This window comes from Aliiglaciecola sp. SL4 (assembly GCF_041538045.1).
GTDB lineage: Bacteria > Pseudomonadota > Gammaproteobacteria > Enterobacterales > Alteromonadaceae > Aliiglaciecola.
Genome location: NZ_JBGOSE010000004.1, coordinates 119,993 through 145,798, shown reverse-complemented (window position 1 = coordinate 145,798; position 25,806 = coordinate 119,993). Strand labels below are relative to the sequence as shown.

Annotated in this window: 28 protein-coding genes; 19 read left to right on the top strand and 9 right to left on the bottom strand. The window is 42.1% G+C overall.

Annotated features, from left to right (window positions below):
• Positions 1 to 42: 42 nt before the first annotated feature.
• Positions 43 to 939: an Hsp33 family molecular chaperone HslO gene (gene hslO / locus AB6T38_RS07740; protein WP_372546751.1), complete on the bottom strand. Its 897-nt coding sequence runs from the start codon at positions 937 to 939 to the stop codon at positions 43 to 45.
• 9 nt (positions 940 to 948) lie between these two features.
• Positions 949 to 1,353 (bottom strand): ribosome-associated heat shock protein Hsp15, encoded by a 405-nt coding sequence (gene hslR, locus AB6T38_RS07735; RefSeq protein ID WP_372546750.1) that lies wholly within the window; start codon positions 1,351 to 1,353, stop codon positions 949 to 951.
• A 144-nt stretch (positions 1,354 to 1,497) separates the two neighbouring features.
• On the opposite strand from hslR, the gene gspC reads away from it, so the two are divergent.
• The 12 genes from gspC to AB6T38_RS07675 are packed head-to-tail and all read left to right on the top strand — an operon-like array spanning position 1,498 to position 12,912.
• Positions 1,498 to 2,445: a type II secretion system protein GspC gene (gspC, locus tag AB6T38_RS07730; protein ID WP_372546749.1), complete on the top strand. Its 948-nt coding sequence runs from the start codon at positions 1,498 to 1,500 to the stop codon at positions 2,443 to 2,445.
• A gap of 11 nt (positions 2,446 to 2,456) precedes the next feature.
• Positions 2,457 to 4,508, top strand: coding sequence for a type II secretion system secretin GspD (gspD, locus tag AB6T38_RS07725; protein WP_372546748.1), 2,052 nt, complete (start codon positions 2,457 to 2,459; stop codon positions 4,506 to 4,508).
• On the top strand, positions 4,508 to 6,082 hold the full coding sequence (gene gspE, locus AB6T38_RS07720) for a type II secretion system ATPase GspE (RefSeq protein WP_372546747.1): 1,575 nt from the start codon (positions 4,508 to 4,510) through the stop codon (positions 6,080 to 6,082). The genes gspD and gspE overlap by 1 nt, the downstream gene beginning before the upstream one ends.
• Before the next feature lie 2 nt (positions 6,083 to 6,084).
• Positions 6,085 to 7,308 carry a type II secretion system inner membrane protein GspF gene (gspF, locus tag AB6T38_RS07715; protein WP_372546746.1) on the top strand — a complete coding sequence of 408 codons (1,224 nt, stop codon included), beginning with the start codon at positions 6,085 to 6,087 and terminating at the stop codon, positions 7,306 to 7,308.
• Complete coding sequence (gspG, locus tag AB6T38_RS07710) at positions 7,308 to 7,748, top strand: type II secretion system major pseudopilin GspG (RefSeq protein ID WP_348491857.1); 441 nt, start codon at positions 7,308 to 7,310, stop codon at positions 7,746 to 7,748. The genes gspF and gspG overlap by 1 nt, the downstream gene beginning before the upstream one ends.
• A gap of 17 nt (positions 7,749 to 7,765) precedes the next feature.
• Positions 7,766 to 8,392 carry a type II secretion system minor pseudopilin GspH gene (gene gspH, locus AB6T38_RS07705; RefSeq protein WP_372546745.1) on the top strand — a complete coding sequence of 209 codons (627 nt, stop codon included), beginning with the start codon at positions 7,766 to 7,768 and terminating at the stop codon, positions 8,390 to 8,392.
• A complete protein-coding gene (gene gspI, locus AB6T38_RS07700; protein ID WP_348491855.1) occupies positions 8,389 to 8,778 on the top strand; it encodes a type II secretion system minor pseudopilin GspI in 390 nt (129 codons plus the stop codon). Before gspH ends, gspI begins: the two co-directional genes overlap by 4 nt.
• Complete coding sequence (gene gspJ / locus AB6T38_RS07695; protein WP_372546744.1) at positions 8,775 to 9,404, top strand: type II secretion system minor pseudopilin GspJ; 630 nt, start codon at positions 8,775 to 8,777, stop codon at positions 9,402 to 9,404. Before gspI ends, gspJ begins: the two co-directional genes overlap by 4 nt.
• Complete coding sequence (gene gspK, locus AB6T38_RS07690; protein WP_372546743.1) at positions 9,401 to 10,480, top strand: type II secretion system minor pseudopilin GspK; 1,080 nt, start codon at positions 9,401 to 9,403, stop codon at positions 10,478 to 10,480. Before gspJ ends, gspK begins: the two co-directional genes overlap by 4 nt.
• Positions 10,480 to 11,673 carry a type II secretion system protein GspL gene (gene gspL, locus AB6T38_RS07685; RefSeq protein ID WP_372546742.1) on the top strand — a complete coding sequence of 398 codons (1,194 nt, stop codon included), beginning with the start codon at positions 10,480 to 10,482 and terminating at the stop codon, positions 11,671 to 11,673. The genes gspK and gspL overlap by 1 nt, the downstream gene beginning before the upstream one ends.
• A gap of 1 nt (position 11,674) precedes the next feature.
• Complete coding sequence (gspM, locus tag AB6T38_RS07680; protein ID WP_372546741.1) at positions 11,675 to 12,154, top strand: type II secretion system protein GspM; 480 nt, start codon at positions 11,675 to 11,677, stop codon at positions 12,152 to 12,154.
• Positions 12,151 to 12,912: a type II secretion system protein N gene (locus AB6T38_RS07675; RefSeq protein WP_372546740.1), complete on the top strand. Its 762-nt coding sequence runs from the start codon at positions 12,151 to 12,153 to the stop codon at positions 12,910 to 12,912. Before gspM ends, AB6T38_RS07675 begins: the two co-directional genes overlap by 4 nt.
• Before the next feature lie 51 nt (positions 12,913 to 12,963).
• Here AB6T38_RS07675 and yrfG read toward each other — a convergent pair whose 3' ends face one another.
• On the bottom strand, positions 12,964 to 13,644 hold the full coding sequence (gene yrfG, locus AB6T38_RS07670) for a GMP/IMP nucleotidase (protein WP_372546739.1): 681 nt from the start codon (positions 13,642 to 13,644) through the stop codon (positions 12,964 to 12,966).
• 94 nt (positions 13,645 to 13,738) lie between these two features.
• On the opposite strand from yrfG, the gene nudE reads away from it, so the two are divergent.
• The 3 genes from nudE to AB6T38_RS07655 are packed head-to-tail and all read left to right on the top strand — an operon-like array spanning position 13,739 to position 15,730.
• Positions 13,739 to 14,317, top strand: a complete 579-nt coding sequence (gene nudE, locus AB6T38_RS07665; RefSeq protein ID WP_372546738.1) for an ADP compounds hydrolase NudE — start codon at positions 13,739 to 13,741, stop codon at positions 14,315 to 14,317.
• Positions 14,317 to 15,141, top strand: a complete 825-nt coding sequence (gene cysQ / locus AB6T38_RS07660) for a 3'(2'),5'-bisphosphate nucleotidase CysQ (protein ID WP_348491847.1) — start codon at positions 14,317 to 14,319, stop codon at positions 15,139 to 15,141. The genes nudE and cysQ overlap by 1 nt, the downstream gene beginning before the upstream one ends.
• A 10-nt stretch (positions 15,142 to 15,151) precedes the next feature.
• On the top strand, positions 15,152 to 15,730 hold the full coding sequence (locus AB6T38_RS07655; protein WP_372546737.1) for a YceI family protein: 579 nt from the start codon (positions 15,152 to 15,154) through the stop codon (positions 15,728 to 15,730).
• Between the two features lie 187 nt (positions 15,731 to 15,917).
• Here AB6T38_RS07655 and AB6T38_RS07650 read toward each other — a convergent pair whose 3' ends face one another.
• The 4 genes from AB6T38_RS07650 to AB6T38_RS07635 are packed head-to-tail and all read right to left on the bottom strand — an operon-like array spanning position 15,918 to position 19,570.
• On the bottom strand, positions 15,918 to 16,136 hold the full coding sequence (locus AB6T38_RS07650) for a YheU family protein (protein WP_372546736.1): 219 nt from the start codon (positions 16,134 to 16,136) through the stop codon (positions 15,918 to 15,920).
• 2 nt (positions 16,137 to 16,138) lie between these two features.
• Positions 16,139 to 17,176, bottom strand: a complete 1,038-nt coding sequence (locus AB6T38_RS07645) for a hydrolase (RefSeq protein WP_372546735.1) — start codon at positions 17,174 to 17,176, stop codon at positions 16,139 to 16,141.
• Positions 17,173 to 17,658 (bottom strand): TIGR02444 family protein, encoded by a 486-nt coding sequence (locus AB6T38_RS07640; protein WP_372546734.1) that lies wholly within the window; start codon positions 17,656 to 17,658, stop codon positions 17,173 to 17,175. Before AB6T38_RS07640 ends, AB6T38_RS07645 begins: the two co-directional genes overlap by 4 nt.
• A complete protein-coding gene (locus AB6T38_RS07635) occupies positions 17,636 to 19,570 on the bottom strand; it encodes an ATP-binding cassette domain-containing protein (RefSeq protein ID WP_372546733.1) in 1,935 nt (644 codons plus the stop codon). Before AB6T38_RS07635 ends, AB6T38_RS07640 begins: the two co-directional genes overlap by 23 nt.
• A gap of 117 nt (positions 19,571 to 19,687) precedes the next feature.
• Here AB6T38_RS07635 and AB6T38_RS07630 point away from each other — a divergent pair, with 117 nt between their 5' ends.
• Positions 19,688 to 19,891, top strand: a complete 204-nt coding sequence (locus AB6T38_RS07630; RefSeq protein WP_348491841.1) for a YheV family putative zinc ribbon protein — start codon at positions 19,688 to 19,690, stop codon at positions 19,889 to 19,891.
• A 103-nt stretch (positions 19,892 to 19,994) separates the two neighbouring features.
• On the opposite strand, the gene AB6T38_RS07625 is transcribed toward AB6T38_RS07630, so the two are convergent.
• Both AB6T38_RS07625 and AB6T38_RS07620 read right to left on the bottom strand, forming a co-directional pair.
• On the bottom strand, positions 19,995 to 20,210 hold the full coding sequence (locus AB6T38_RS07625; RefSeq protein WP_348491840.1) for a SlyX family protein: 216 nt from the start codon (positions 20,208 to 20,210) through the stop codon (positions 19,995 to 19,997).
• 6 nt (positions 20,211 to 20,216) lie between these two features.
• Positions 20,217 to 21,215, bottom strand: a complete 999-nt coding sequence (locus AB6T38_RS07620; RefSeq protein ID WP_372546936.1) for a WD40 repeat domain-containing protein — start codon at positions 21,213 to 21,215, stop codon at positions 20,217 to 20,219.
• Between the two features lie 308 nt (positions 21,216 to 21,523).
• Between AB6T38_RS07620 and AB6T38_RS07615 the strand changes: the two genes are divergently transcribed.
• The 3 genes from AB6T38_RS07615 to AB6T38_RS07605 all read left to right on the top strand — a co-directional run bounded on the left by AB6T38_RS07615 (position 21,524) and on the right by AB6T38_RS07605 (position 25,740).
• Positions 21,524 to 22,255: an FKBP-type peptidyl-prolyl cis-trans isomerase gene (locus AB6T38_RS07615; protein WP_372546732.1), complete on the top strand. Its 732-nt coding sequence runs from the start codon at positions 21,524 to 21,526 to the stop codon at positions 22,253 to 22,255.
• A gap of 543 nt (positions 22,256 to 22,798) precedes the next feature.
• Positions 22,799 to 23,272 carry a transcription elongation factor GreB gene (greB, locus tag AB6T38_RS07610; protein WP_348491838.1) on the top strand — a complete coding sequence of 158 codons (474 nt, stop codon included), beginning with the start codon at positions 22,799 to 22,801 and terminating at the stop codon, positions 23,270 to 23,272.
• Positions 23,273 to 23,391: 119 nt separating this feature from the next.
• A complete protein-coding gene (locus tag AB6T38_RS07605) occupies positions 23,392 to 25,740 on the top strand; it encodes a Tex family protein (RefSeq protein WP_372546731.1) in 2,349 nt (782 codons plus the stop codon).
• Positions 25,741 to 25,806 lie beyond the last annotated feature (66 nt).

Sequence of the window (25,806 nt, the reverse complement as noted above, 5' to 3'; positions counted from 1 at the left end):
ACCTTTAGTTGTGCTGACGCGGCAGGCTTTGCAGAAGCAGCACTACTGAGTTTGCTTTGGCGCTGCGTATGCACCGTTATGGATAGATTCGATATCGATAGCATCAAAGCTGTACTCTCGATGGCAGTATTGACAATTTAGTCGTACCGCACCGTCTTCAGCTACAATATTTAACAACTCTTGTTTATCCACATTGGCAATTGCTGCGGCACTTCGCTCTTTACTGCAACTACAGGAAAATTTAACCTCTTGAGCAGGATATAGTTCGATTTCCTCTTGGTGATAAAGTCTGTGCAGTATTTCAGTGGCGGGCAGACCTAACAATTCCTCAGCAGTAATCGTTTGGCTAATCGTACTTAAATGAGCAAATTCAGTATGTTCAGACTCATTGGTTATTTCGCTACTAGTTGGCAAAACTTGCAAGAACAAACCACCCGCTCTATTCACATCACCACTTACAGAGGTTTTTAAAATAACCTTGGTTGGTAGTTGTTCAGATTGGCTAAAGTACCCTTCTAAACATTCAGATAAGGTTGGTTTATCGACAGCCACAATTCCTTGATAACGCTCGCCTTCTTCAGGGGTAATGGTAATGACCAACACACCTTTAGGTAACAGCTCGGTAAGAGATGTGGGCAATTCGGTTACATCGTTATCCCATCTTGCTACACCACGCAGTTTCTGATCATGGGTACCATTAATCACTGCATATTTGATACTACCTTCACTTTGCAATTGCAGAGCAATTTCACCTTTAAACTTTAAGGTTGCAGTCAAAAGAGAAGCTGCAGCCATAAGCTCACCTAGCAACAGTTGAATAACTGGAGGGTATTCCTGTGAATCGAGAATTTCTTGATAACTGTTTTCGAGTTGGACAAGTTCACCGCGTACGTTGGCGTTGGTAAAAACATAACGATGTAACTGATCAAATTGGGACATAACTTTCTCTTACTGCTGTTTAAATTGAATAATTTTGCGACGCTGCTTTTTATCCGGTCGACTCTCAGGTCGAGGACTATGAAATGCGCTTAATTTTCGCGCCTCTGCATTTTTTTCACGTTGCGCGATACTTTTTTCCGTTTCCGCATAAAGTAATTGAGCTTGGGGGGCACTAACTCGTTTATCACTTAACCCCTCAACAATTACTTCCTTGCTATCGAATCCGGCAGGGAGCACAATTGTCGCTCCCAATTCGACACTTCGACTGGCCTTTGCTCTTTGTCCATTATATTGCACCTTGCCAGATTGCACCATGTCTCGAGCTAAAGATCGGGTTTTAAAAAATCGTGCAGCCCAAAGCCACTTATCTAAGCGAACTATTTCAGTGCTTTTGTTGTCTGTCTTATTCTTCATATATAGAGCCTATTGACCGTAAGCATAAAAACCTGTGAGCTGTAATTATATGGTAATGTTAATCTTTAATAGTTGTGACCCTCTAATCTACTGGTTATCATTGTCCCCGTTTAGCGACAATAATCGACCAAGAAGTGGTAAAAGATGAGCCTTAGTAGTACAAACTTAAGTCAAATATGGCTGCAAATTAGCAAATATCAATCACAGATTAATCTGTTGGTGGTTATTTTGTTGGTTTTGTATCTATTGGCTTTTTTAGCTGAGATGACATGGCGTCTAATTCCTGAGCCAGAATCTACCGCAAAACCGAGTTTTCAAACCAATCAAACTGGCAATAACTCGAGTAATTCAAGTTCACAGGTAAATTTATCACAATTAAAAAGTTTAAACTTGTTTGGCGATTTAACTGCAAAAGAAAACGCCCCAGTCAAACAGGAAATCACTGAAGCCCCTGAAACTCGGTTAAACTTAACCTTAACCGGTGTCGTCGAAACTGATGAGCCAGGCATTGGTGCAGCAATAATTGAAAACCGAGGCTCACAAAATACCTATGGCATCGATGATGAAATTGATGGTACAAACGCAAGCTTAGTTGAAGTCTTCGCAGATAGGGTAATCATTAAAAATGGCCCTAGGCGAGAAACCTTAATGTTAGACGGGTTAGAATACTCGAAAGAAAGCCAAGCCTATCAAGCGCCTGTTGAACCCTTTGTGGACTATAGAGCGGCTGACAAAGAACAACATAAAGAATTAACAGCTGATATGGTGAAAACAACCAAAGAAATACGTCGTAATCCAAGCGGCTTTACTGAATATTTTATGGTTTCACCTGTTCAAGGCCAAGATGGATTAATAGCCGGCTATAAAATTGCACCTGGTAAGAACCCAAGCTTATTTAAAGGCGCTGGATTTAAAGCAGGCGATATAATTACAGAAATAAATGGATTGGATTTGACTGACCCTGAGCAGGCTATTGAAGCCTTAGCAGCATTAAATCAAGCAGATTCGCTCCAACTATCAATTAGTCGAAGTGAGGAAGTCCTCACTTTGTATTTAAATTTCCCTGATGGGGAAGAAGAACAAGATATATGAGGATTATCCCTATGACGCAAACAAGCCGTAGTAGATTCAGAGGCTTTTGTTTGGCAGTGTGTGCAGTGTTTTTAACGGTGTCAACCTTGGCATCAGCGAAAGAGTATTCACCCAATTTTAAAAATGCTGAGATCTCCGAATTTATTAATATTGTCGGTAAAAACCTGCAAAAAACCATTATTGTTAGCCCTGATGTCCGCGGTAAAATCAGCGTACGTAGTTATGATCTTTTGAATGAAGAGCAATATTACCAATTTTTCCTTAACGTGTTACAAGTGTACGACTTTGCCGTGGTAGAAATGCCCAATGGCATATTAAAAGTAGTTAGAGCTAAAGACGCAAAAACATCTAATATCCCAGTTATTCAAGGCACACCTTTTGATGGTGACGAAATGATCACCCGCGTGGTGCCTGTTTATAACGTACCAGTAAGAGAACTTGCACCTATACTTCGACAGCTTAACGACCAAGCTGGCGGTGGCAATGTAGTCAGTCATGACCCTTCCAATGTGATGATGTTGACCGGCCGAGCAGCAGTTGTGAACCGTTTGGTGGAAATCATTGAACGAGTGGATCAGGCCGGTGATGAAGAAGTAGAAATTATTAAGCTTAAGTTCGCCTCTGCATCGGAAATGGTGAGAATTATTGAAAATATCAATAAAACATCCACCAAAGCGCAATCAACGGGTAAATCAGAACCCCGTCTTGTTGCTGATGACCGAACCAATAGTGTTATCGTATCTGGTGATAATAAAAGCCGTAAACGCCTCATTGATCTCATCACCAAAATGGACCAAGAGCTGGAAACCAGTGGTAATACCCGTGTCATTTTTGTCAATTACGCCAAAGCAGAAGATTTAGTTAAGGTGTTACAAGGTGTCAGTGCCAGCATTCAAGCAGAAGAGAAAGGCGGACAATCTAGCGCTAACTCCAGAAATAACTCCTCGAGTAATAGAGAAGTGAGTATTGATGCGCACCCAGACTCAAACGCCTTAGTAATAACCGCTGAGCCTGACATGATGCGCTCATTAGAAGAAGTTATACGCCAGCTAGATATTCGCCGTGCCCAGGTTACGGTTGAAGCTATCATTGTAGAAGTATATGAAGGTGACGGAACCACTTTAGGTGTTCAATGGGCAAGTGAAGACGGTGGCGGTCAACAATTTACTAATGGTGTTGTTGGAATTGGCTCGTTAGCCGTTGCAGCTGATGAAGCTGAAGACCAAGTAACTACCACTACAGGTTTCGATGATAATGGTGAGCCCTATTCCTACGACTCAGTCACCTCGGGTGATTTTACCTCATTAGCGTCGTTGCTTGGTGGCCTAAACGGTTTGCTGGTGGGTGTAGTGAAAGATGGCTGGGGAGCGGTATTACAAGCGGTCAGCACAGATACAAATTCTAATGTGTTGTCTACTCCACATTTAACTACCCTAGATAATGAAGAAGCTTTCTTTATTGTCGGCCAGGAAGTGCCAATTATTACAGGGTCTTCCACAGGCTCAAACAACGCAAACCCATTCCAAACTGTTGAACGTCAAGAGGTAGGTATTAAACTTAAAGTTACCCCGCAAATTAACGAAGGGGATGCGGTACAACTGTTAATTGAACAGGAAGTATCCAGCGTCAGTGGCGCAACTTCAGTTGATATTGCGATTAACAAACGTGAAATCAAAACCACAGTAATTGTAGATGATGGTGGCACTATCGTTTTAGGCGGCTTAATTGACGATCAAGTACAAGAAAGTATCTCTAAGGTGCCTATTTTAGGAGATATTCCGCTTTTAGGTAATTTGTTCAAGTCAACTACCACCAGCACAACCAAACGAAACCTAATGGTGTTTATCCGTCCGACCATCGTCCGTGATGGGGCAACTATGAATAGCATCAGCCACAAAAAGTACAACTATATTCGAGCACAGCAATTAAAACGCAGTGCAGCGGGAATTCCATTAATGCCGACTCAAGAGTCACCCGTATTACCGGAATGGGACGATGAATTAGCCTTGCCACCCACCTTTGACGAATATTTATTAGAAAAAGAGCAGGAAAGCGAGAACTAATGAGTATTGAAACAGCTGATAATGCTGAGCTCAAGTCAGAACAAGCGCTCCTCGATGTTGAAGCAGTGCAGCCACCTGAGGCTGCGCCAGGTGAAGAATTAGAGCAGCACAAACAATTGGCGTTTAGCTTCGCTAAGCGACATAAAGTGTTGTTAGATACAGGTGAAGAGCCGGCTATTTTATATCATACGGCGATGACTGACTTTTCTATTTTTATCGAAGTTAGACGCTTCTTGCAGGCGGATTTTCAATTAAAAGAAATAGCCGACGAACAATTTGAAAATCTATTAACTAAAGCCTTTCAGCGGGACTCATCGGCTGCCAAGCAGTTAATGGAAGATATAGGTAACGAGAGCGATTTATTTGCCCTAGCTGAAGAGCTGCCTGATACCGAAGACTTATTAGAAAATGAAGATGATGCGCCTATCATCAAATTAATCAACGCCATGTTAAGTGAAGCAATCAAAGAAGGTGCTTCAGACATTCATATTGAAACCTTTGAAAACCAATTAATAGTGCGTTTTCGGGTTGATGGTGTATTGCGGGAAATACTGCGACCAAACCGCAAACTTTCGTCCATGTTGGTTTCCCGTATAAAAGTCATGGCAAAGTTAGATATTGCCGAAAAGCGTGTGCCACAAGATGGTAGAATCACCCTAAGAATCGCAGGACGTGCAGTAGATGTGCGGGTTTCGACTATGCCTTCAAGTCACGGCGAACGGGTGGTTTTACGTTTATTGGATAAAAATAATGCCCGTCTAAACCTAACGGATTTAGGCATGACATTAAAAAATCGCGAAATCTTTTCGGCTTTGATTCGTAAACCCCATGGCATTATCTTAGTAACTGGCCCTACAGGTTCAGGGAAAAGTACCACTTTGTATGCAGGGCTTAGTGAAATCAATTCTAAAGACCGTAATATCTTAACCGTAGAAGATCCCATCGAGTTCGATTTACAAGGCATCGGTCAAACTCAGGTTAATCCCCGTGTGGACATGACTTTTGCTCGTGGCCTGAGGGCCATATTGCGACAAGATCCAGATGTGGTCATGATTGGTGAAATCCGCGACCTTGAAACCGCACAAATTGGCGTGCAAGCCAGTTTAACCGGTCACTTGGTATTGTCTACGTTACACACCAATACTGCGGCAGGGGCAATAACACGACTTGAAGATATGGGAATTGAACCCTTCTTATTATCTTCTAGTTTACTGGCCGTTTTATCTCAACGCTTGGTAAGAACCCTTTGCGCCGACTGTAAAACTCCGCACCTACCAAGCGAAGCAGAGTGTCAAATCCTCGGTTTAGAACATGCCACCAATAGCCAAGAAATATACAGCCCTAAAGGCTGTGCAGCTTGTAATCAAACTGGCTATCGCGGTCGAACCGGTATTCACGAGTTACTGGTTGTTGACGAAGCAACCCGCGACATTATGCATAATGGTCATGGCGAACAAGCAATAGAAAAACACGTTCGTAAAAACACACCGAGTATTCGCGAAGATGGCTGTAACAAAGTACTTCTTGGGTTTACGTCCTTAGAAGAAGTACTCCGTGTTACCCGAGAGGATTAATAGTGGCCGCCTATGCTTATAAAGCGATAACTCAATCTGGTCGCAACAAAAGTGGTGTTTTAGAGGGTGATAATGCTCGGCATATCCGTCAACAATTACGGGAACTAGAGCTTATCCCTTTAGAAGTTGAGCAGGTAACTGAACAGCAACAACGCGACAACAAAAATCGATTCACCTTATTCAAGCGCGGAATATCTGCCAGCGATCTCGCCCTTTTAACACGCCAAATCGCTACCCTAGTTGAATCCGCTTTGCCCATCGAAGAAGCACTTTTAGCCGTTGCTGAACAATGTGAAAAGCCTCGTCATAAAAATATGATGATGGCAGTTCGCAGTAAAGTAGTGGAAGGGCACTCTCTGGCCGATGCCATGGGCGAGTTCCCACAAGTATTCGACGAGCTCTTTCGTGCCATGGTAGCCGCTGGGGAAAAGTCGGGACATTTAGACACAGTGCTGAATCGACTGGCTGACTACACCGAAAAAAGCCAGCGTACTCGCAGTCAAATCACTCAGGCGCTGGTCTATCCTGCCATTATGTTATTTTTTGCCTTTGGTATTATTTTCCTACTGCTAACAGTTGTTGTACCGAAAATAGTTGGACAATTTGACAACATGGGGCAGGAACTTCCAGCCATTACTAGCATCTTAATATCAGTCAGTACCTGGTTGCAGAGCTATGGACTAATCGCCATGGTAGTCATTGTTGTCTTGGTTATTGTCATTAAACGAATACTCCAAAAACCGCTGATGAAAAAGCGCTATCACAAGTTTATTTTAGAAGTGCCTTTAATTGGTAAAGTGTCTAAAGGTTTGAACACCGCGCGTTTTGCTAGCACCTTGAGTATCTTAACCGCCAGTGCGGTGCCGTTATTAGAAGCCATGCGTATAGCTGGTGATGTACTCGAGAATTTGCACATTAGAGAAGCTGTGGCAGAGGCCGCAGTTAAAGTAAAAGAAGGTTCTAGCTTACGTGGAGCCTTAGAAAAAACTAAAATGTTTCCACCAATGATGATGCATATGATTGCATCCGGTGAAAGAAGTGGTGAACTTCAACAAATGTTAAAACGAGCAGCAGACAACCAAGATAGGGAATTTGAAGCCCTAGTGGGTGTCTCATTGAAAGTTTTTGAACCAATTTTGATTGTGAGTATGGCAGCAATTGTATTGTTTATTGTACTGGCTATCCTACAACCGATTTTAGCGCTTAATAATATGGTGAATATGTAATGAAAAAGAACAACCCTAGACAGTCTGGTTTTACCTTAATTGAGGTAATGGTGGTGTTATTGATTATAGGAATCATGGCAGGTTTAGTGGCGCCGCAAATTCTTGGAAACCAAGAAGAGGCACAACGTAAAGCTGCGGCCATTGATATTCAATCCCTTGAAAGTGCATTAACCCGCTATAAATTGAGTAATAACCGCTTCCCAACCACAGAACAAGGTTTAGAAGCCTTAGTGAGTGAGCCTACAATAGATCCTATTCCTCGTAATTATCCCACTGGCGGCTACATTAATCGCCTACCTAATGATCCTTGGGATAATCCTTACCAGCTATTAAGTCCTGGTGAATTAGGCGTAATCGATGTGTTTTCAAATGGTCCAGACGGCGAACCAGGCACAGAAGACGATATTGGTAATTGGAATCTTGGCGATTACCTTAACTAACCATTGAGTTACCCATAATGCGAGCACTGTCACCTAAGTACCATTCAGGATTTACTCTCATCGAGATCATGGCGGTGCTAGCAATTATGGGAATTGTAATAAGTGTTATATCGTTTAATAACTTTGCGCCCACCCCATCTGAAGAGTTAGAAAAGCAAGCCAAACGCTTCCAAATTGTTGTCGATATGGCCTCGGATTTCGCGGTATTAAACCAGCAAGAAATTGGCATTCGCATCGAACCCGAAACCGCTGAATACATATTTATGTGGTTAGATGACGAGCAAAATTGGCAATTACTGGAAGGACAACAAGCGTTTGGCCGTTATCAATTGCCCGCCCCCTACTCGCTGGAATTAGAGCTAGACGATTTACCTTGGGTAGAAGAAAGCAATTTGTTTAGCGACGGCATATTTGACGAATCTTTATCCTTCGATGAAGACCGTGTAGACATTGGCAATGAAGAAGAAGAGAAAAAACTTCCGCCACCGCAAATTATGTTGTTATCCAGCGGAGACGTAACGCCTTTTAGTTTGACCATGATGTATGAACCTGACTTTTCTAATGATGATCCTGTTTATTTCAAGTTAAATTCCAATGATACCGTGCCCATAGAAAGGTTAGGGCCTTTGGATAGTGATTTATGAGACATAACCACCAGCAACAAGGTTTTACCTTGTTAGAAGTGATGTTAGCGCTGTTAATCTTTGCTATTACCGGCACAGCTATCATGAAATCAGCCACAGATCATTTAAACGGCGTTAGCCAAATAGAAGATATTACTTTTGCCACTTGGGTTGCCAATAACCGTCTAACCCAAATCAATATCGAAAACAGCTGGCCATTAAAAGACAATCTTAAGGGTGAAGAAAAGATGGCCGGCACAACTTGGTATTGGCAACAGAAGTTACTAGCCACACCCGATGATGCTCTAATCGGGGTTGAAATCGTCGTGGGTAAGGATGAAAACTTCGAGCGCACCATCACCAGTGTTACCACCTATCTGGCGCAACCCAAGAGCATCACCCGATGAACGGACTAAAGCATCAAGGATTCACCCTAATTGAAATCATGATTGCAGTAGCAATCTTCACACTTATTGGGATTGCTTCCACCAGCGTTATGACCGCGGTAATCGACAGCGACAAGTTATCTGAAAATCGTTTTGAAAAGCTACAAACGTTGCAAAGAGCCATGCTCACTATAGAGCGGGACTTGCTGCAAGCTGTTCCTCGAGCGGTTCGCATAGAGGGTCAAGAAAACAGCCAAGTAATGCAAGGGGAAAAGAACTTATTGGAGAGTGAGGCCGATGGATTTGCATTTGTACGAACAGGCTGGCAGAACCCGCAATTAATGTTGCAGCGCAGCACGCTGCAAAGCGTCGCTTATCGTATGCAAGAAGGAAAGTTAGAACGTCTGTTTGGTAATTACGTGGATAACGTTGTTGGTTTCGAACCCAAAGTCCGAGTGTTATTAAGCAACATAGAGGACTTTCAAGTTCAATTTTTATTAAATGCTGACGAAGATTCTGCAGATTCGGAAAGCTGGGACGACTCCTACGCGCAAGACACCCTTCCCGTAGCAGTCAGAGTGACCATCACCAGCCAAGACTTCGGCGTGATTCAGCGGCAATTTTTAATGAGCACAGAAGACTCGTGAATACTCGGTTATTACACCCAGCCAAGCAACAAGGCGTTGCATTAATCATTGTGTTAATGATTGTTGCCTTGGTTGCCATTATTGCCACAGAAATGGGCTCTCGGTTACAGCTACAAGTTTCCCGCGCCACCAATATTAAAGATAATAACCAAGCATTTTGGTATGCAATGGGTGCCGAGCAATATGCTATCAAGTCTGTCCGTCTATTATTAGAGTCGGACTCAGATGTGGTTTCGTTAGAAGGGGGTTGGTCTGAAGAGTTTACTTTTCCATTAGAAGGGGGAGGTATACAAGCACAGTTAACCGATATGCAAACCTGTTTGAATTTGAATGCCATTGACTCGGTTAACCGGGTACAACAAAGTAGCCAAAACGACAATAATAGTGATAACAGCAACGGCAATAGTGAGGTAAAGGAGGTTGTGCGTGGAAACACTAGTGGCGATATTAACACCGCACCTGAAGAAGCCTTAGCTTTCGAACGTCTGCTTTCTAGCACCGTTCCTGAATTAGATAACTATTCGGTAGAGGTGGTCAGAGACTCGTTAATTGATTGGCTAGACCAAGATGACAATATGTCACAAAGCGGCGCTGAAGATGCTGATTACGCATCGTTAGTGAACCCTTACTTAGCCGCTAACAACCTAATGGTAAGCAAATCAGAAATCCGTTTAGTGAACGGTGTAGATCCCCAGTGGATTACTGAATTGTTGCCAATGATCTGTGTTATTCCCAATGTCTCAGAAATGAAAATCAATGTGAATACCATCACCGACGAGCAAGCACCGGTATTAGCCGCTCTAACGGGAGCCCCTGTATCAGACATACAAAATCTTATTAGTAACCGTGAACCCGATGGCTATCAAAATGTGCAGGACTTTTTAGCTGAAACACTGTTTACTAACCACACTTTAACTGACCAACAACAAAGTTGGTTTGATGTAAAAACAGAATACTTTCTATTACATACCAAGACCCGTTACAATAACGCCACATTTGCTATGTCTTCCCTACTGAAAGTAGAAAATAACGACCAAGTGATTGTCATACGACGAGAATTTGGAGGAGTACTTTAATGGAACATCTGGTTATACGCCTAGGCTCAACCACTCTAGATCCTGTAAATTGGTTAGTTTGGTCTGGTCAAGAGCATGAAATTATTGCCTCTGGCGTACTAGATAACGCAGAACAGCTCAGCTCTTTATCTGAACGAGCCGGTAAGCGCCCAATTACAGCCTTAGTCCCAGGTTGTGACTTGTTACTAAAATGGGTCGCCATGCCTGCAAAAGCGTCTCGAAAAGCGCTAACAGCAATACCTTACATGCTTGAAGAAGATTTAAGCATGGACATTAGTGAGCAGTTTTTCGCCTTAGGGGAAAAAGATGGCAATATGCAAGCCGTTGCCGTAGTTAGCCGAGACAAGATGCAAGACTGGTTACTGGCCATCGAAAAAGCCGGTTTATTCTGCAACAAAATGCTTCCAGATGTACTTGCTCTTCCCTATGTAGATGATGCATGGACCTTAGTCACCCTAGGGCAACAAGCCATTATTCGTCAAGATCAATGGCAAGGTTTACAGGGAGATGCAAGCTGGTTATTACAAGCCACTGAGCATTTTGCAAAACAGCAAACAATTCCGTTAAAAGTAGCCAATCACAGTGATTTAGATATTTCTAATTTGGCCAATGTTGAACAAATCGAACAACAACTCGATTTACCCATGCAATTACTAGCAACGGGTGCCCTGAAAACCTCGTTTAACCTATTACAAGGCGAGTTTAAAGCTAAACAACAAAGCAGTAGTGAGTGGCGCAAATGGCGAGTGGCTGCGGTACTTGCGGTTGCCGCTCTATTGGTAACATTGGTGGATAAAGGCATACAAGTAAACCAACTTAAACAACAAAGCGCTGATCTAACCAAGCAAATGCATGAGCAATTTGCCAAAGCCTTTCCGAATCAACCTAAGCCCATTCGAATCCGCACAGCAATGGAAAGGGAACTAAATAAACTCAGTAACGGCGGTGGTCAAGCTTCCATGTTGGCAATGATGTCACAGCTTACCGAAGCCTTTCAAAGTAGCCAAGTTAAGCCACAAACCATACGCTTCGACAGCACCCGCTCAGAGTTGCGACTGCAAGCCGTAGCCAACAACTTTGAAGCATTAGAAGAGTTCAAGCGCCTAGCGCAGGATAAAGGCTTTGAGGTTCAACAAGGCGCAATTAACAACAAAGACAACCAAGTTATTGGTTCGTTATCAATAAGGAGCTGATATGAAAGATTTATTGGATAAATTTAATCAGCTGTCAGAGCGTGAAAGAGTCTTAGTCACAGTATCTGGGGTGTTACTAATCATCTTCCTGTTTTATTACTTAGTTTGGGCGCCCATCGATAAGTCATTACAAACGCAAAGTAAATTAGTAGCCACTAAACAAACGGATCTAATTTGGTTCAAACAAAACGCCAATCGTGCTATCCAAATGCGCAGTGGTAATGGTGGCACAGCAGTATTTACCGGCTCTCTTCCACAAGCGGTTAATCAAACTGCGGGACGAGTCAATATTGCCATATCGCGAATGCAGCCTCAGGGTGACGAGTTAAAAGTATGGGTAGATCAAGCCGCCTTTAACGATGTAGTGAGTTGGCTACAAAGCATGGAAAACCTTGGAATACGCATTATCAATGTTGATTTGGCGGAAGCCAACGTATCTGGCATGGTAAAAGTTAGAAGTTTGCAGTTAGGAAAATCATGAAGCAAGTTGTTAAATGGAGTCTTTTAGGACTACTAGCCTTTTTGGTTTTACTCATTATTAAGTTACCCGCTAGCCAAGTTATTTATCGCGCCAATCAATCTAGTGATCTGAGCATTGAGGGTGTACACGGAACAATTTGGAACGCATCGGCCAGCAGCATTAACGCGAATAATTTAACCATTGAAGATGTTAATTGGCAGGTTTCGTTTTGGGACTTACTGACTGGTCAGCTAACATTAGACATTGATGGTGGCGACTTACGTGCAAATGACAAAGTCTCAATTAAGGGATTAGTCAGCATCAATATGTTTGATCCCAACCATGTGCAATCGTCCGACTTAACAGTGTATTTGCCAGCCGGTATGGCTATAGCCCAAGTGCCTTTGCCCATAGCAGTTAATGCGGGAGGGCGCTTTAAAGTAGCTTTAACTGAATTGGATTACGCAGGAAAATGTATCGATTTATCAGGCAATGGCCAATGGTTAAATGCCAAACTCGAAGGATTAATAGGCCTGAATGAGCCACTAAGCTTAGGCAATTTTGAAGCAAATTTAAGTTGTATTGAAGATGACATCCTAGTCAAAATCACGCCACCTAATGTATTTAATTTAACTGCTGACGCGCGGATCCCCCACAATTTCAAAGTTAAACTCAATGGTCAGTTTAAACCCGATAACAGCCTACCTAAACAAGTACAGGATGCTGCAAAATTCTTCGGTCGTGCTGACAACCAAGGGTTTTATAAGTTAAAACTTTAAACAGAAAGAGGAAATATCTTGGTTTCCTCTTTGTTGTGTTGTGGTAGCCGCTTATTTGATTGGATTGTTGTTAATATCATCAATTAAGAACCGATAGTCTTGAATACCCGTAAAATCGTCACTTTGTCGAATTTCACCTTGGCTATCGGGGTTTTCAACCGCGAGTAAGTGGGCAATACCAAACTCTTTCGCCGCCTGTAAAATTGGCACACTATCGTCCACAAACAAAGTACTACTGCTATCAAACCCTAAACGTGCTTGCAGCTTTTGCCACAATAATTGAGACTCCTTGGTTACCCCAAACTCATGGGTAGAAATTAAGGTATCAATATGGCTGTCTAATTGAGTTTGCTCTATCTTTAATGACAAACTACCAGGATGAGCATTGGTCACCAATACAACTTGCCTACCGCTGTTATGCAGAGCATCTAGAAATGGCACTGTATCTTCTCGCATACTAATTAAATGTTTGATTTGGCGTTTTGCCTCAATAATATCCATATCGAGTTTTTCTGCCCAATAATCAAGGCAGTACCAATTTATTGTTCCCATCACTTTTTGATATTCTATGTGAATATATTCTTTAGCTTTTTCGAGACTGATGGCTTTTTTGTGTGCTATCTTTTGCGGTACAACTTCCATCCAAAAATGGTTGTCGAAGTGCAAGTCGAGTAAAGTTCCATCCATATCGAGTAAGACAGTTTTAATTTGGTTCCAGGGCAACATTGGCAAGTCAGTTATCCATGAGTTAAAGTAAGACGAAGTAGTAGTTTAAAGCGCAGCATCCAAAACTTGGAAACTGCCGTTATTTTAACGTGATAGGTATATGAATAAAATAGACCCGAATAAAACTCTGCCACAAATTCATCAACGAGAAATCGTCGCTAAGAGCGGCTTGTTTCGTGTCGAGCGTGTAGATCTCGAATTTTCCAATGGTGCAACTCGCCAATTTGAAAGAATGGCAGGCTCTGGTAACGGTGCCGTAATGATTGTTCCATTCATCGATTCTGAAACCATTTTGCTTATTCGGGAGTATGCAGCGGGAACCCACTCTTATCAATTAGGCTTTCCTAAAGGTTTGATTGATCCTGGAGAATCCCCCCTTGAGGCTGGTGACAGAGAGTTAAAAGAAGAAGCAGGATATGGGGCAAATTCGTTAAAACAGATCCATACTGTAAGTATGGCTCCTACTTTTTTTGATGCCAAAATGAATATTCTATTGGCTGAAGATTTGTACGAATGCAGATTGGAAGGGGATGAACCTGAACCCTTAGAAGTTATTCCATGGTCTGTACACGACTTAGACTCGTTGTTGGCACGTGACGACTTTATCGAGGCTCGTTGTATTGCCGCATTGTTTTTAGTACAAAAGTATGTGGCGAAAAATTCATCAGGGGAAAAATAATGGCTGTAAACCCTCGACAAGACTTGTTAGACATCGCTAAGTTTGCGGCAAAAACTGCCGGTGAAGAAGTGTTAAAGATCTATGATAGTGGCGACTTCAAAGCATACGAAAAAGAAGATGAATCTCCAGTCACCTCTGCAGATTATAAAGCCAATGAAATTATCATGGATATTCTGCTGAAAGAAACTCCAGACATACCTATCATGTCGGAGGAAAGCAATAACGGTGACTTATCCAGCCGCAAACATTGGCAACGATATTGGTTAATAGATCCTATCGATGGTACCCAGGAATTTATCGCTAGAAGTGGTGATTTTGCTGTCAATATAGCTTTGATTGAAAATAACGAGCCTGCCTTAGGGGTTATTTATTGGCCCGCTGGAGAAACGCTTTATTTTGCCAGCAAAGGACATGGCGCGTTTAAATCTTGCTCTTTAGAAAATAATAAACAAATTCATGTGCGTAAATTTGAAGAACCCGAAACTGATGTGGTGATGATCGCTATCAGCCGCAGACAACCCCGTGAAAGAATAATGAACCATATGAGCGATTCACGCTCATACCAAACGCTCCCTCTAGGAAGTTGTTCTCTTAAGGCTTGCTTTATCGCAGAGGGGAAAGCAGACGTATTTTTACGCGTTGGGGTAACTGGTGAGTGGGATACCGGTGCTTCCCAATGTATCGTTGAAGAAGCTGGAGGTACTGTACTTTCAGCTGAATTCCAACCACTTACTTATAACCGACGAGATACGACTGACAACCCAGACTTCGTAGTGTTAGGGGATCATCAAGTAAATTGGCAATCAATCGTCGAATATAAATAAGGAATCATAAATGAGAACACCTAGTCTAATAAGTTTAGCCGTTTGTTTGACAACATTCGCTGCATTCTCCCATGCAAGTTGGACCCTCGATAATGATTCATCAAGTGTGAGTTTCATTTCAACCAAGAATGAACACATTAGTGAAATTCACAAATTCACTACATTATCCGGGAAACTAAGTGATGCAGGTGAACTTAAGGCTGAAGTACATTTGAGTTCAGTGGAAACCAACATTCCCATTCGTAATGAACGTATGCAAACTTACCTGTTTGATGTGGAAAATACTCCTAAGGCAATGATTTCAGCGCAAATTCCGAAAGCTGTAATGGATATGAAAGCGGGCACCATTACAATGGTAACCCTTGATAGCGAAATCACAATCAAAGGAAAGCCGGCGCCTTATAGCGTTGAATTAAGTGTCAGTAAAGATCAAGATGGTAGTTTCCATGGCACAACCGTTAAGCCCGTTCTCATCAAGGCCACAAATCATGATTTGGATCCAGGCATTGCCAAGCTACAAGAACTTGCCGGTTTAAAAAGCATCGGTTTAACCGTACCAATGACGTTTTCCGTCACATTTAAAAAATAATCCTATATACGCTGCGGGGCTAAAGCCACCACCTACAATTGATGGATACCCATCTCAACCCTCGCGGCGCTAAAGCACCCGCCTACAAATGATGGGACGCCCCTGTAGCATGGCCTTTAGGCCATGGAGTTTAACTCAACCCTCGCGGGGCTAAAGCACTCGCCTACAAGTGATAGCCGCCTTGGATCTAATTCTCGATTTGGTCTTTGCTGACGATATTGACGCTTTCGTGTAGCTCGGAATATTGTACAAACGCTTGGCCTGATTTGAGTTGTATCATCACATGATTCACTTTCTGCTCGAGATCGTATTCCATCTCACCATAATCTGTGCCTTCTTGAAGAACAAAAGCTTCCACTAGGTTTTGCAGGGTTTCGGGAGCTATTTCACTTAAAGGAATAATCATTCTTATACACTTGTGTTGATGGCAAAGGGCGCAATAAAATCAGAAATACGTTTATGAAACCAAATGTTAGGCTTCCAGGGCGTGCCTTGTAAAAAGCCCACATGGCCGCCAGTATCACTTAATTCTAGCTGTACTGCTTCAGAGAGTTCATGCTCTTGAGGTAAAACGGCCTCATTCATAAATGGGTCGTCGATAGAGTGGAGCACTAAGGTAGGTGTTTCGATATGTTTAAGAAAGCCAATTGCACTGCACTTTTGGTAATAATCATCAGCATCCGCAAAGCCGTGTAAAGGCGCGGTTACGTTTTGATCAAACTCTTTAAAGTTAGTTAACTTGGCGGCCTTTTGATCATCGATGGTTAACAAACCTTTGTAGTCGATAACCCGCATTTTTGAGCGCAGAGTTTTCACCATACTTTTTAGTAAATAGCTTTGGTATACCTTGGAAAAACCTTGATTAATACTCTCAGCACACTCGGCTAACTTAAACGGAGTGGACACCGCCACCGCCGCTTTTAAAAACCTTTGTTTAGGGCTCTCTCCTAAGAATTTAATGAGCATGTTGGCACCCAATGAAAAGCCGATTGCGATTTTGGGTAAGTCTGGAAACTGTTTATTCAACCATTCCATGAAAAAGCTCGCATCTTCGGTTTCACCCGAGTGATAGGCACGGGCAGTAGAGTTGGGCTCGCCACCACATCCACGGAAGTGCATTAACACAGTTTGCCAGCCTTGAGACTGCAGTTCCGCCATCAAATCATTGGCATAGTGGGATTTAACCGACCCTTCTAAACCATGGAATATCACCGCAAGACCTTTACTGTTTTGGGTAATTTCAGGCTGTCCCCAAACAACGCTAACTTCGTCACTATCTGGTAATTGCAATTTTTCCATACGTAACGCTAGCGGACGACGACGCTGAATGAACCTAGGCCATAAGGTTTGAACATGACGATTTTTAGCCCAAAACGGCGCTTTGAATTCGCTACGTTTTATTCTATTTTTATTAGGGTTAGTTCCCACTTTAAATTTATCGTTCATATCTCAGAATTAATTTGATTGTTGGAAATAATCTCAGCAAGTTGTTGCACAATACACTTTAAATCACTAATTCTATGCGATTCAAGTGAAGCTAAATAGTGTTCAAAGTTGGATTTGCTTTGTTTTCCTAAGCTAGTTTGATTACAGAATTCAATGATTAGCCTTTGTTGCATTTTTTCAGCTTCTAACTCTTGTTTTAATAGTTGAGCGTATACTTGCAGTTGCTTACTCTTTGCATCTAACCGCAAGCCTCTAATTCTCTCAACTTCCTCAACCGAAAGGGCGATAAACTTAGCTAACTCGATAAATTGAGACCCACTGAGCTGTCGCTTATGGGCATCTAAGAACCCACAAAAAAGTAACAGGTTAACGTTCAATGAATAGTCATTCTGCAGCAGCAGGGTTAATCGTTTGACTTCCGAGTTGGCATAATGGAATAAAGAGAACTGCCAAAAGTCATCAGCTAACCAATTGTTGTTCATCAAATACCTGTTGTTTTAATTCTAGTTCTTCTTGGGCTTCCATCCAGCCCATTTCAGCTTCTTCTAAGTCGCCCTTGAGATTAGCCTGCTCAAGCAATAGTTCTTTTAGCTTAGCTTTATTTTCATCAAGGTATAGATCAACGTCGGTAAGTGCTGCTTCCAACTTTTCTAGTTTTGTCGAACATTGATTCATTTGCTTTTCTGCCGTTTGAATGGCTTTACGTAATCCTTGTGTGGCTTGTCTAAATTCAGCTTCCAAACGTTTGAGATTTTTCCGATCGATTTTAGTATCTACCGGCTTTTCTGTTGAAGAATAATTGTTCTTGTTAATTGCTTTCTGGCTTGAATCCTTTAATAACCAATCCCGATAGTCATCTAAGTCACCATCAAAAGGCTGCACTTTACCACTGTCGACCAAATAAAAGTCATCGCAAACAGAGGTTAGTAAAAAACGGTCATGTGATACCAAAACCATTGCCCCTTCAAAACTCTGCAATGCAATATTGAGGGCATGGCGCATTTCAAGGTCGAGGTGATTGGTAGGTTCATCCAATAACAATAAATTTGGCTTTTGATACACCAACAATGCCAGAACCAAGCGGGCTTTTTCTCCACCAGACATAGGTTCAACTTTCCCAAGAGCCTGATCACCATGAAACCCAAAACCACCTAAGAAGTCACGCAAAGCCTGCTCTGGAGCCTGCTTATCAAGGCGATAAAGATGATCTAAGGCACTATCTTGAGGACGCAAAAATTCAAGCTGGTGCTGAGCAAAATAACCAATGCTCAAGCCCGCAGAGGTCATATACTCACCATTCATGGGCGTCTTTTCGTTTGCTAACAACTTAATTAACGTCGACTTACCCGCACCATTGCGTCCCAGCAAACCGATTCGACTACCCGGAACCAAATTAAGATGCAAACTATCGATTATCACAGTGTCGTCATAACCCACCTGTACATGCTCCATTTTTACCAATGGATTGGGCAATTTAGGGGGCGCAAAAAACTCAAATGAAAACTGCGATTGGGCATGGGCGGGCAGCAAATCTTCCATTTTTTCTAATTGTTTAATCCGACTTTGCGCCTGCTTTGCTTTACTCGCTTTGGCTTTAAAGCGATTAATAAAAGATTCAAGGTGAGCGACTTTCGCCTGTTGCTTTTGGTATTCCAAATCTTGTAAACGCAATCGTTCTGCACGCTGGCGTTCAAAGGAGGCATAATTACCGGTATAGGCAATTAATTTTTGGCTTTCCACACTGAGAATTTCCGTCACAGTGTTATCCAAAAAGGATTTATCATGTGATATAAGAATTAATGTTCCTGTATATCTTGTCAGCCATCTTTCTAACCAAATCACCGCGTCTAAATCCAAGTGGTTAGTAGGTTCATCAAGCAGTAACAAGTCAGAATGACATAACAATGCTTGCGCCAAATTCAGACGCATTCTCCAGCCACCTGAAAAATCGGTTACTGGATTTTTAATTTGTTGATGACTGAATCCTAGACCCGCCAAAATGGTTGCTGCTCTTGATTCAATATCGTAGGCACCAGCTTGCTCCAATTGACCATGCACAACGGCTATCTTCTCTCCATCATGGTTTGTTTCAGCCTCTTCTAACTTTTGCTGTAATTGGCGATATAAAATATCACCATCAATCACATAATCTAAGGCACTGCGATTTAAGGCTGGGGTTTCTTGGGCCACAGATACAATTTGCCAATTTTTAGGAATTTGACATTCACCAGCGTCAGGTTGTAACTCCTGTCGCAGCAATGCAAATAAGCTAGATTTGCCACAACCATTTGAACCAATAAGTCCCACTTTATGGCCAGGATAAATAGTCGCGGAAGCGTGCTCGAGGAGGACTTTACTGCCTCGCAATAAAATCAGTTCTGAAATTTGGATCATTTACGAAGAATACTAATCAAATTAGTTGAATTGGCGTATTATATACCGATACCGCTTTAAATTGCGCGTTTGTGCAACAATGAAAAGCTAATAATCTCAATCAAGTAGTAGAAATTAATGACTAACAAAACTAAAAAACGCTTTGTCGCCGGCGCTATATGTCCAAAATGTAAAGCACAAGACACTATAATGTTGTTTTTCGAAAACAATGTGGAAAAGTTAGCTTGTGTTGCATGCGACTACACGGAATCACAAACTGAAAAGCAAGTTGACTCCGCTAAACGACAAAATGAAAGTGTTATAGGCGTATTTAAGCCTTAAAAACTATTGCTGCCGAATAGAAATACTCTGCTCACCTTTGGTAGACAGCACTATTAACAATCGAGAAGTGTAGCGCTAGGGAGTAAGAGTCGGCAGCGATAGGCTAATAGTGAGGTGGTGGAGCTTCTTCGGTTGAATCAGCAATATTAGAAGGCTCAATCTGTTTCATTCTTTCAGTCATATGTTTTAGCTGAAACGCCATTCTGTCGATTTGAATCTGCTGATCCGCTAACGCTTTATTAAGCTGTTCTATGGTGTCTTCCTGAAACGCCAACTGCGTCTGCAAGTGTGCTATTTCATTGTGTAAATCGTTACTCATATTTAACTAATTTTCCTGTTCAAATGCCCAATATTCAGCAAGGCCACTGCTGCTTTCAGATAATAACTGATTTTTTTGTTCGAAGCTCACCGCATAGACCACCGCACTTTGTGGTTGTGTCCCGTCTTTAGGGGTAACACGCCACTCTTGCACCTCATTTCCTGTAGTCACCGACCAAAGGTTTAGCGCCCTGCCGGGTGAACCTGTAGCTAAATATTTTCCATCTTCTGAAAACGTAGCTGCACTGAAGATCTTTTGACGTTGTATGAAAGATAACTGGCTTATCTCTTCACCCGTTTGCACATCCCAAATTTTTGCCCCTCTTTTGCTGTCTGCAGTGAAGGCGTATCGACCAGCATCATCTAAAGCAACTTTAGTGACACGACTGGAATGAGTAAAACGGTGAATAACCTGCCCGCTGCGAGTATCCCACAAGTAAGCTACATAGTCGTTACCACCCGTTAGCGCGTAAAATCCGTTAGGTGATATATCCACACTGTTGATTTTTTCTTGATGCCCAAGGAACTCTAACCGGCGTCCGCTGGTCGGTTCAAAAAACATGGCTTTGCCATTACCTCTGCCGACCAATATTCCCCGACCATTGTTACTCACAGCGATATCACGAACGCTAGCTTCATCAATTCGCCAAAAACCTTCAGGCTCACCTGTGCTCAAATTCCACAACGCAAAAGCTTCTCGATCGGCAGTTACCACATAACTGCTATCAGCCGCTATATGTACGATGCCAACAGTATTAACAACATGACCTTCTTCTTCATGGCTCCATTTAAATTTTTCAGTTTGTGCAACCAAATCCCACACTAAAATTCCCTGTTGGGCCGTGGAGACAACCGCGATTTTATTATCGCTAGAAATGTCTGCTGCATAGGCCCCTTCGATGGCGTGGCGTATCGATTTATCAGGCTCACTAATGGCACCACTGCATCCGGCGAGCATCAATAAAAAGACTATCCAAGTTTTTCTAAGTTGATATTGTGAAATCATTCGGTCTGCTGTTTTGTGCATACTGTCTATTCAAGTTTGTGTATTAGTTCAGTTCGTTTAGTATATACCCAAGTCACCTTAAAATGCGCGTTTCACAACGATTGGCAAATTGAATACGAAACAGCATGGGAGTAATAACAGCTACTCCATTACAGTTTGTTGCTAGCATGTTTAAACAGATCGATTTAAACTGCCTCGCAAATTATTTGAGGACGTTGGGACATTTACCCAACAATGAAAAGACGTATTTGAACTTTTGCTTGTGCAAATAAGCAAATTGATTTTTTAAGAAATTTTGGAGAAATTGAATGAAAAAGGCAGCTATTGCATTAGTCGTCGCATCTGTTTTCGGCATAACTGCTTGTCAACAAAAAGCCGACCCATTACAGGTTGAAGAAGTTAAATTTACGTCTGCTGAAGAAGAGCAAGCTTATGCGTTTGGCGCAAGCGTTGGTGGTTTTGTTGAGCAACGTTTAGCCACCCAAGAGAGTATGGGCGTTGAACTAGACAGAGCACTAATATTGAAAGGTTTTACAGCAGCAATGCAAGCGCAATCTCAATTGGAACACGGCGAAATTCAAAAACTGAATGCTGATATTGATAAAGCAATGCAAGCTGGACAATTGTTATTAGCAGAAAAAAATATCGAAAAAGGTAAACAGTGGTTAGCTGAGAATGCTAAAAAAGAAAACGTCACTGAGACTGAATCAGGTTTACAATATGAAGTACTGATTTCCTCTGAAGGCGATAGCCCTGCAGCAGAAGATACCGTACAAGTACATTACCGCGGTACTCTATTAGATGGTACTGAATTTGATTCATCTTATAGCCGAGGCGAGCCTGCTACTTTCCCACTAAACCGTGTAATTTCTGGTTGGACTGAAGGTGTTCAATTAATGACAGTGGGATCTAAGTATAAATTTTATATTCCATCAGAACTTGCTTATGGCGACCGCGCAACTGGTAAAATCACACCAAATTCAACGCTTATTTTTGAAGTTGAGTTACTAGATATCTTAAACAAAGAAGCTACTGAGTAAAGTTTCACTCAAATAGCTAAATCAATAAAAAGCCGGAAGTCAAAAATGACTTCCGGCTTTATTTTTTCTATCAGCATCATCCCTGCTGAACCTAATTCCACGCTTTTTATTGGTCTTTCTATTCGACCTTAAGGCCCAAAATTAATTCGGGTTTGTGTATCAAATTGTACTACCTAATTGTATTGGAGGTGCAACATATATCATGTTCAACACCAACAGTTTTTACCGATAGGCCTCCTTTTGAAAGTCACCCTCGATTTATTTACGTTATGTAAAAAAACCCTGTAACATACTCGGTAGGAAAGTCAGTTACAGCGCACGTTAAGACGACATTTTTACGATTTACTTTAAGCTTCAGGACGTCGTTTAACTATCTTTAATATTAGTCTAACATGGCATTTTTTCCTGCTAAATTTCATCGTTTTTTGGAATGTTTTTGACTAAAAAAATAACGGTTATAATTTATTGTTAGGTTGCCAGATACCGACCATTTACTAAGTCTTTGAATACAAAACAGTGTTTAATAAATAAGAGGTTTTTCATTTGAGAACCCCATTAATCACCCGCAAGGGTTACCAAAAATTACAAAACGAGCGCGACCATCTTTGGCGAGTTGATCGGCCCGAAACAACAAGAAAGGTGACTTGGGCAGCGAGCCTAGGTGATCGCAGTGAAAACGCAGACTACCAATACAATAAAAAACGCTTACGAGAAATAGATAGGCGCATACGATACCTAACTAAAAGTCTCGAAAATTTAAAAGTCGTCGATTATTCACCACAACAAGAGGGCAAAGTGTTCTTCGGTGCTTGGGTGGAAATAGAAAACGACGACGAAAAAACCTTAAAGTTACAAATCGTCGGATACGATGAAATTTTTGATCGTAAAGATTGTATTTCCATTGATTCTCCCATGGCTCGTGCACTGCTCAAAAAAGAAGTTGATGAAGAAGCTACCGTGCGAACGGAGGCTGGTGAGTTCAATTGGTTAATAAAAAGCATTGAATATGAAAAATAACTGCTGCTAGGTGTTTTTTATCATCAGTTGCACTGGTAAAGTTGCGGCTGTTTATTTTTGGGCGCTAAGAAGCCCATTTTCAGTTTTTCTAGGCAATAATGCCTTATCAAGGGTCTTGTATGATCATCGAAAAAATTGCTAACGAACTTAACGTTGAGCAGAAACAAGTTAATGCGGCTGTTGAACTATTAGACGGCGGCGCCACAGTACCATTTATCGCGCGTTACAGAAAAGAAGCCACATTCGGCCTTGATGATGCACAATTGAGAACCCTAGAGCAGCGTTTAGGCTACTTGCGTGAAATGCAGGAACGCAAAGTTGTCATTCTCAAATCAATTGATGAACAGGGCAAGTTGACCCCAGAGTTAAGTCATAAGATTCAAGGGGCTGAAAATAAGACCGAGTTAGAAGATTTATATTTGCCGTTCAAACCTAAGCGACGAACTAAAGGGCAAATTGCCATAGAAGCTGGCCTTGAGCCACTAGCAGATAAGTTGTTTGCAGATCAGCAACTAGATCCTCAAGTGGAAGCTGAAAGTTTCGTCAATCCAGATGCCGGAGTGGCAGATGTAAAAGCGGCTCTAGACGGAGCTAAATATATTTTAATGGAGCGCTTCTCAGAAGATGCGACCCTACTGCAAAAAGTCCGTCGCTATTTACAGCAAAATGCACATATCAAAAGCACTGTGGTTAGTGGTAAAGAAAAAGAAGCGGCTAAATACTCAGATTATTTCGCCCATAGTGAAAAAATCAGTAAAGTTCCCTCTCACCGCGCACTGGCGATGTTTCGTGGACGCAATGAGGGCTTACTTCAAGTTAACCTTGATGCTGATCCACAACGAGAAGAAAACGATCGTAGTGCCTACTGTGAAACTATCATTCGCGACCATTTAGATTTGCAATTTAGCGGTCAACCCGCAGACGCATGGTTAGCTACGGTAGTGCAGTGGACTTGGAAAGTAAAAATCCAATTGCACATGGAATCAGAATTGTTTGGCGCTATTAGAGAACAAGCCGAAGAAGAGGCTATTGGCGTATTTGCCCGCAACCTAAACGACTTACTGATGGCTGCACCAGCAGGTGCCAAAGTGACCATGGGCTTAGATCCTGGGTTAAGAACGGGCGTAAAAGTAACAGTGGTAGATACCACAGGTAAAGTTGTTGCTACCAACACCATATTCCCCCATGTACCACAAAATCAATGGGATAAATCGCTGCGCACCTTAGCCAACTTGTGTAAACAACATAAAGTCCAGCTAGTGAGCATTGGAAACGGCACAGGCTCTAGAGAAACAGACAAGCTAGTGGCGGAGTTGATTAAATCAGCCCCAGAATTAAATTTACGTAAGATTGTTGTCAGCGAAGCGGGGGCATCGGTTTACTCAGCATCAGAGTTAGCATCTCAAGAACTACCAGGCATGGACGTATCTTTGCGCGGCGCAGTATCTATTGCGCGCAGATTACAAGATCCGCTAGCTGAGCTTGTGAAAATAGAACCCAAGGCCATCGGAGTGGGTCAGTACCAACACGATGTTAGCCAAAGTAATCTAGGCAAATCCCTTGAACATGTCATCGAAGACTGTGTGAATGCGGTGGGCGTGGATGTGAATACCGCTTCTCCAGCACTGTTATCCCATGTCTCAGGGTTGAACCGGACGCTTGCACAAAATATCGTTATGTTTCGCGACCAGCATGGAGCGTTTAGCCAACGAAAAGATTTATTGAAAGTTGAAAGGTTAGGTCCAAAGGCCTATGAACAAGCGGCTGGGTTTTTACGAATCGTCAATGGTAGTAATCCCTTAGATGCCTCGGCAGTCCATCCCGAAGCCTATCCTGTCGTCAATGAAATCGTTGATAAAACGGCATGCGCGGTTAACGATCTCATCGGTAATAAAGAAATTTTGAAATCCTTATCGCCTGAAACATACACCAATGATAATTTCGGTTTACCTACAGTCACCGATATTATTGCTGAACTTGAAAAGCCAGGCAGAGATCCTCGTCCCGAGTTTAAAACCGCAGCGTTTAAAGAAGGGGTCGAAAAAATATCTGATCTGAAAGAAGGGATGATTCTAGAGGGCGTAGTCAGTAATGTGGCCAACTTTGGCGCTTTTGTGGATGTAGGTGTGCATCAAGACGGTCTAGTCCATATCTCTGCGATGACGAATAAGTTTATTTCTGACCCAAGAGAAGTAGTGAAGGCCGGTGACATTGTTAAAGTTAAGGTAGTTGAAGTTGATGAACAACGTAAACGAATTGCGTTTACCATGAAACTAGATGACAACACCGCTAAACCGCAACGGACAAGAGAAAATCCATCGAGGACTGACAATAGAAGTAACAATAAGAATCCTCGACCGGCAAAAAACCAAGGTCGAGATAATTCGCGAAAACAATCTTCTGCACCTGGCAATGCAGCTATGGGCAATGCATTTGCCGATGCTTTTGCCAAAGCAAAACAAAAGTAAAGAAGTAGTAACCTGCTCCTCACAGACAAGTGATTACTTGTTTGTGAGGATATTGACAGCAAAGCT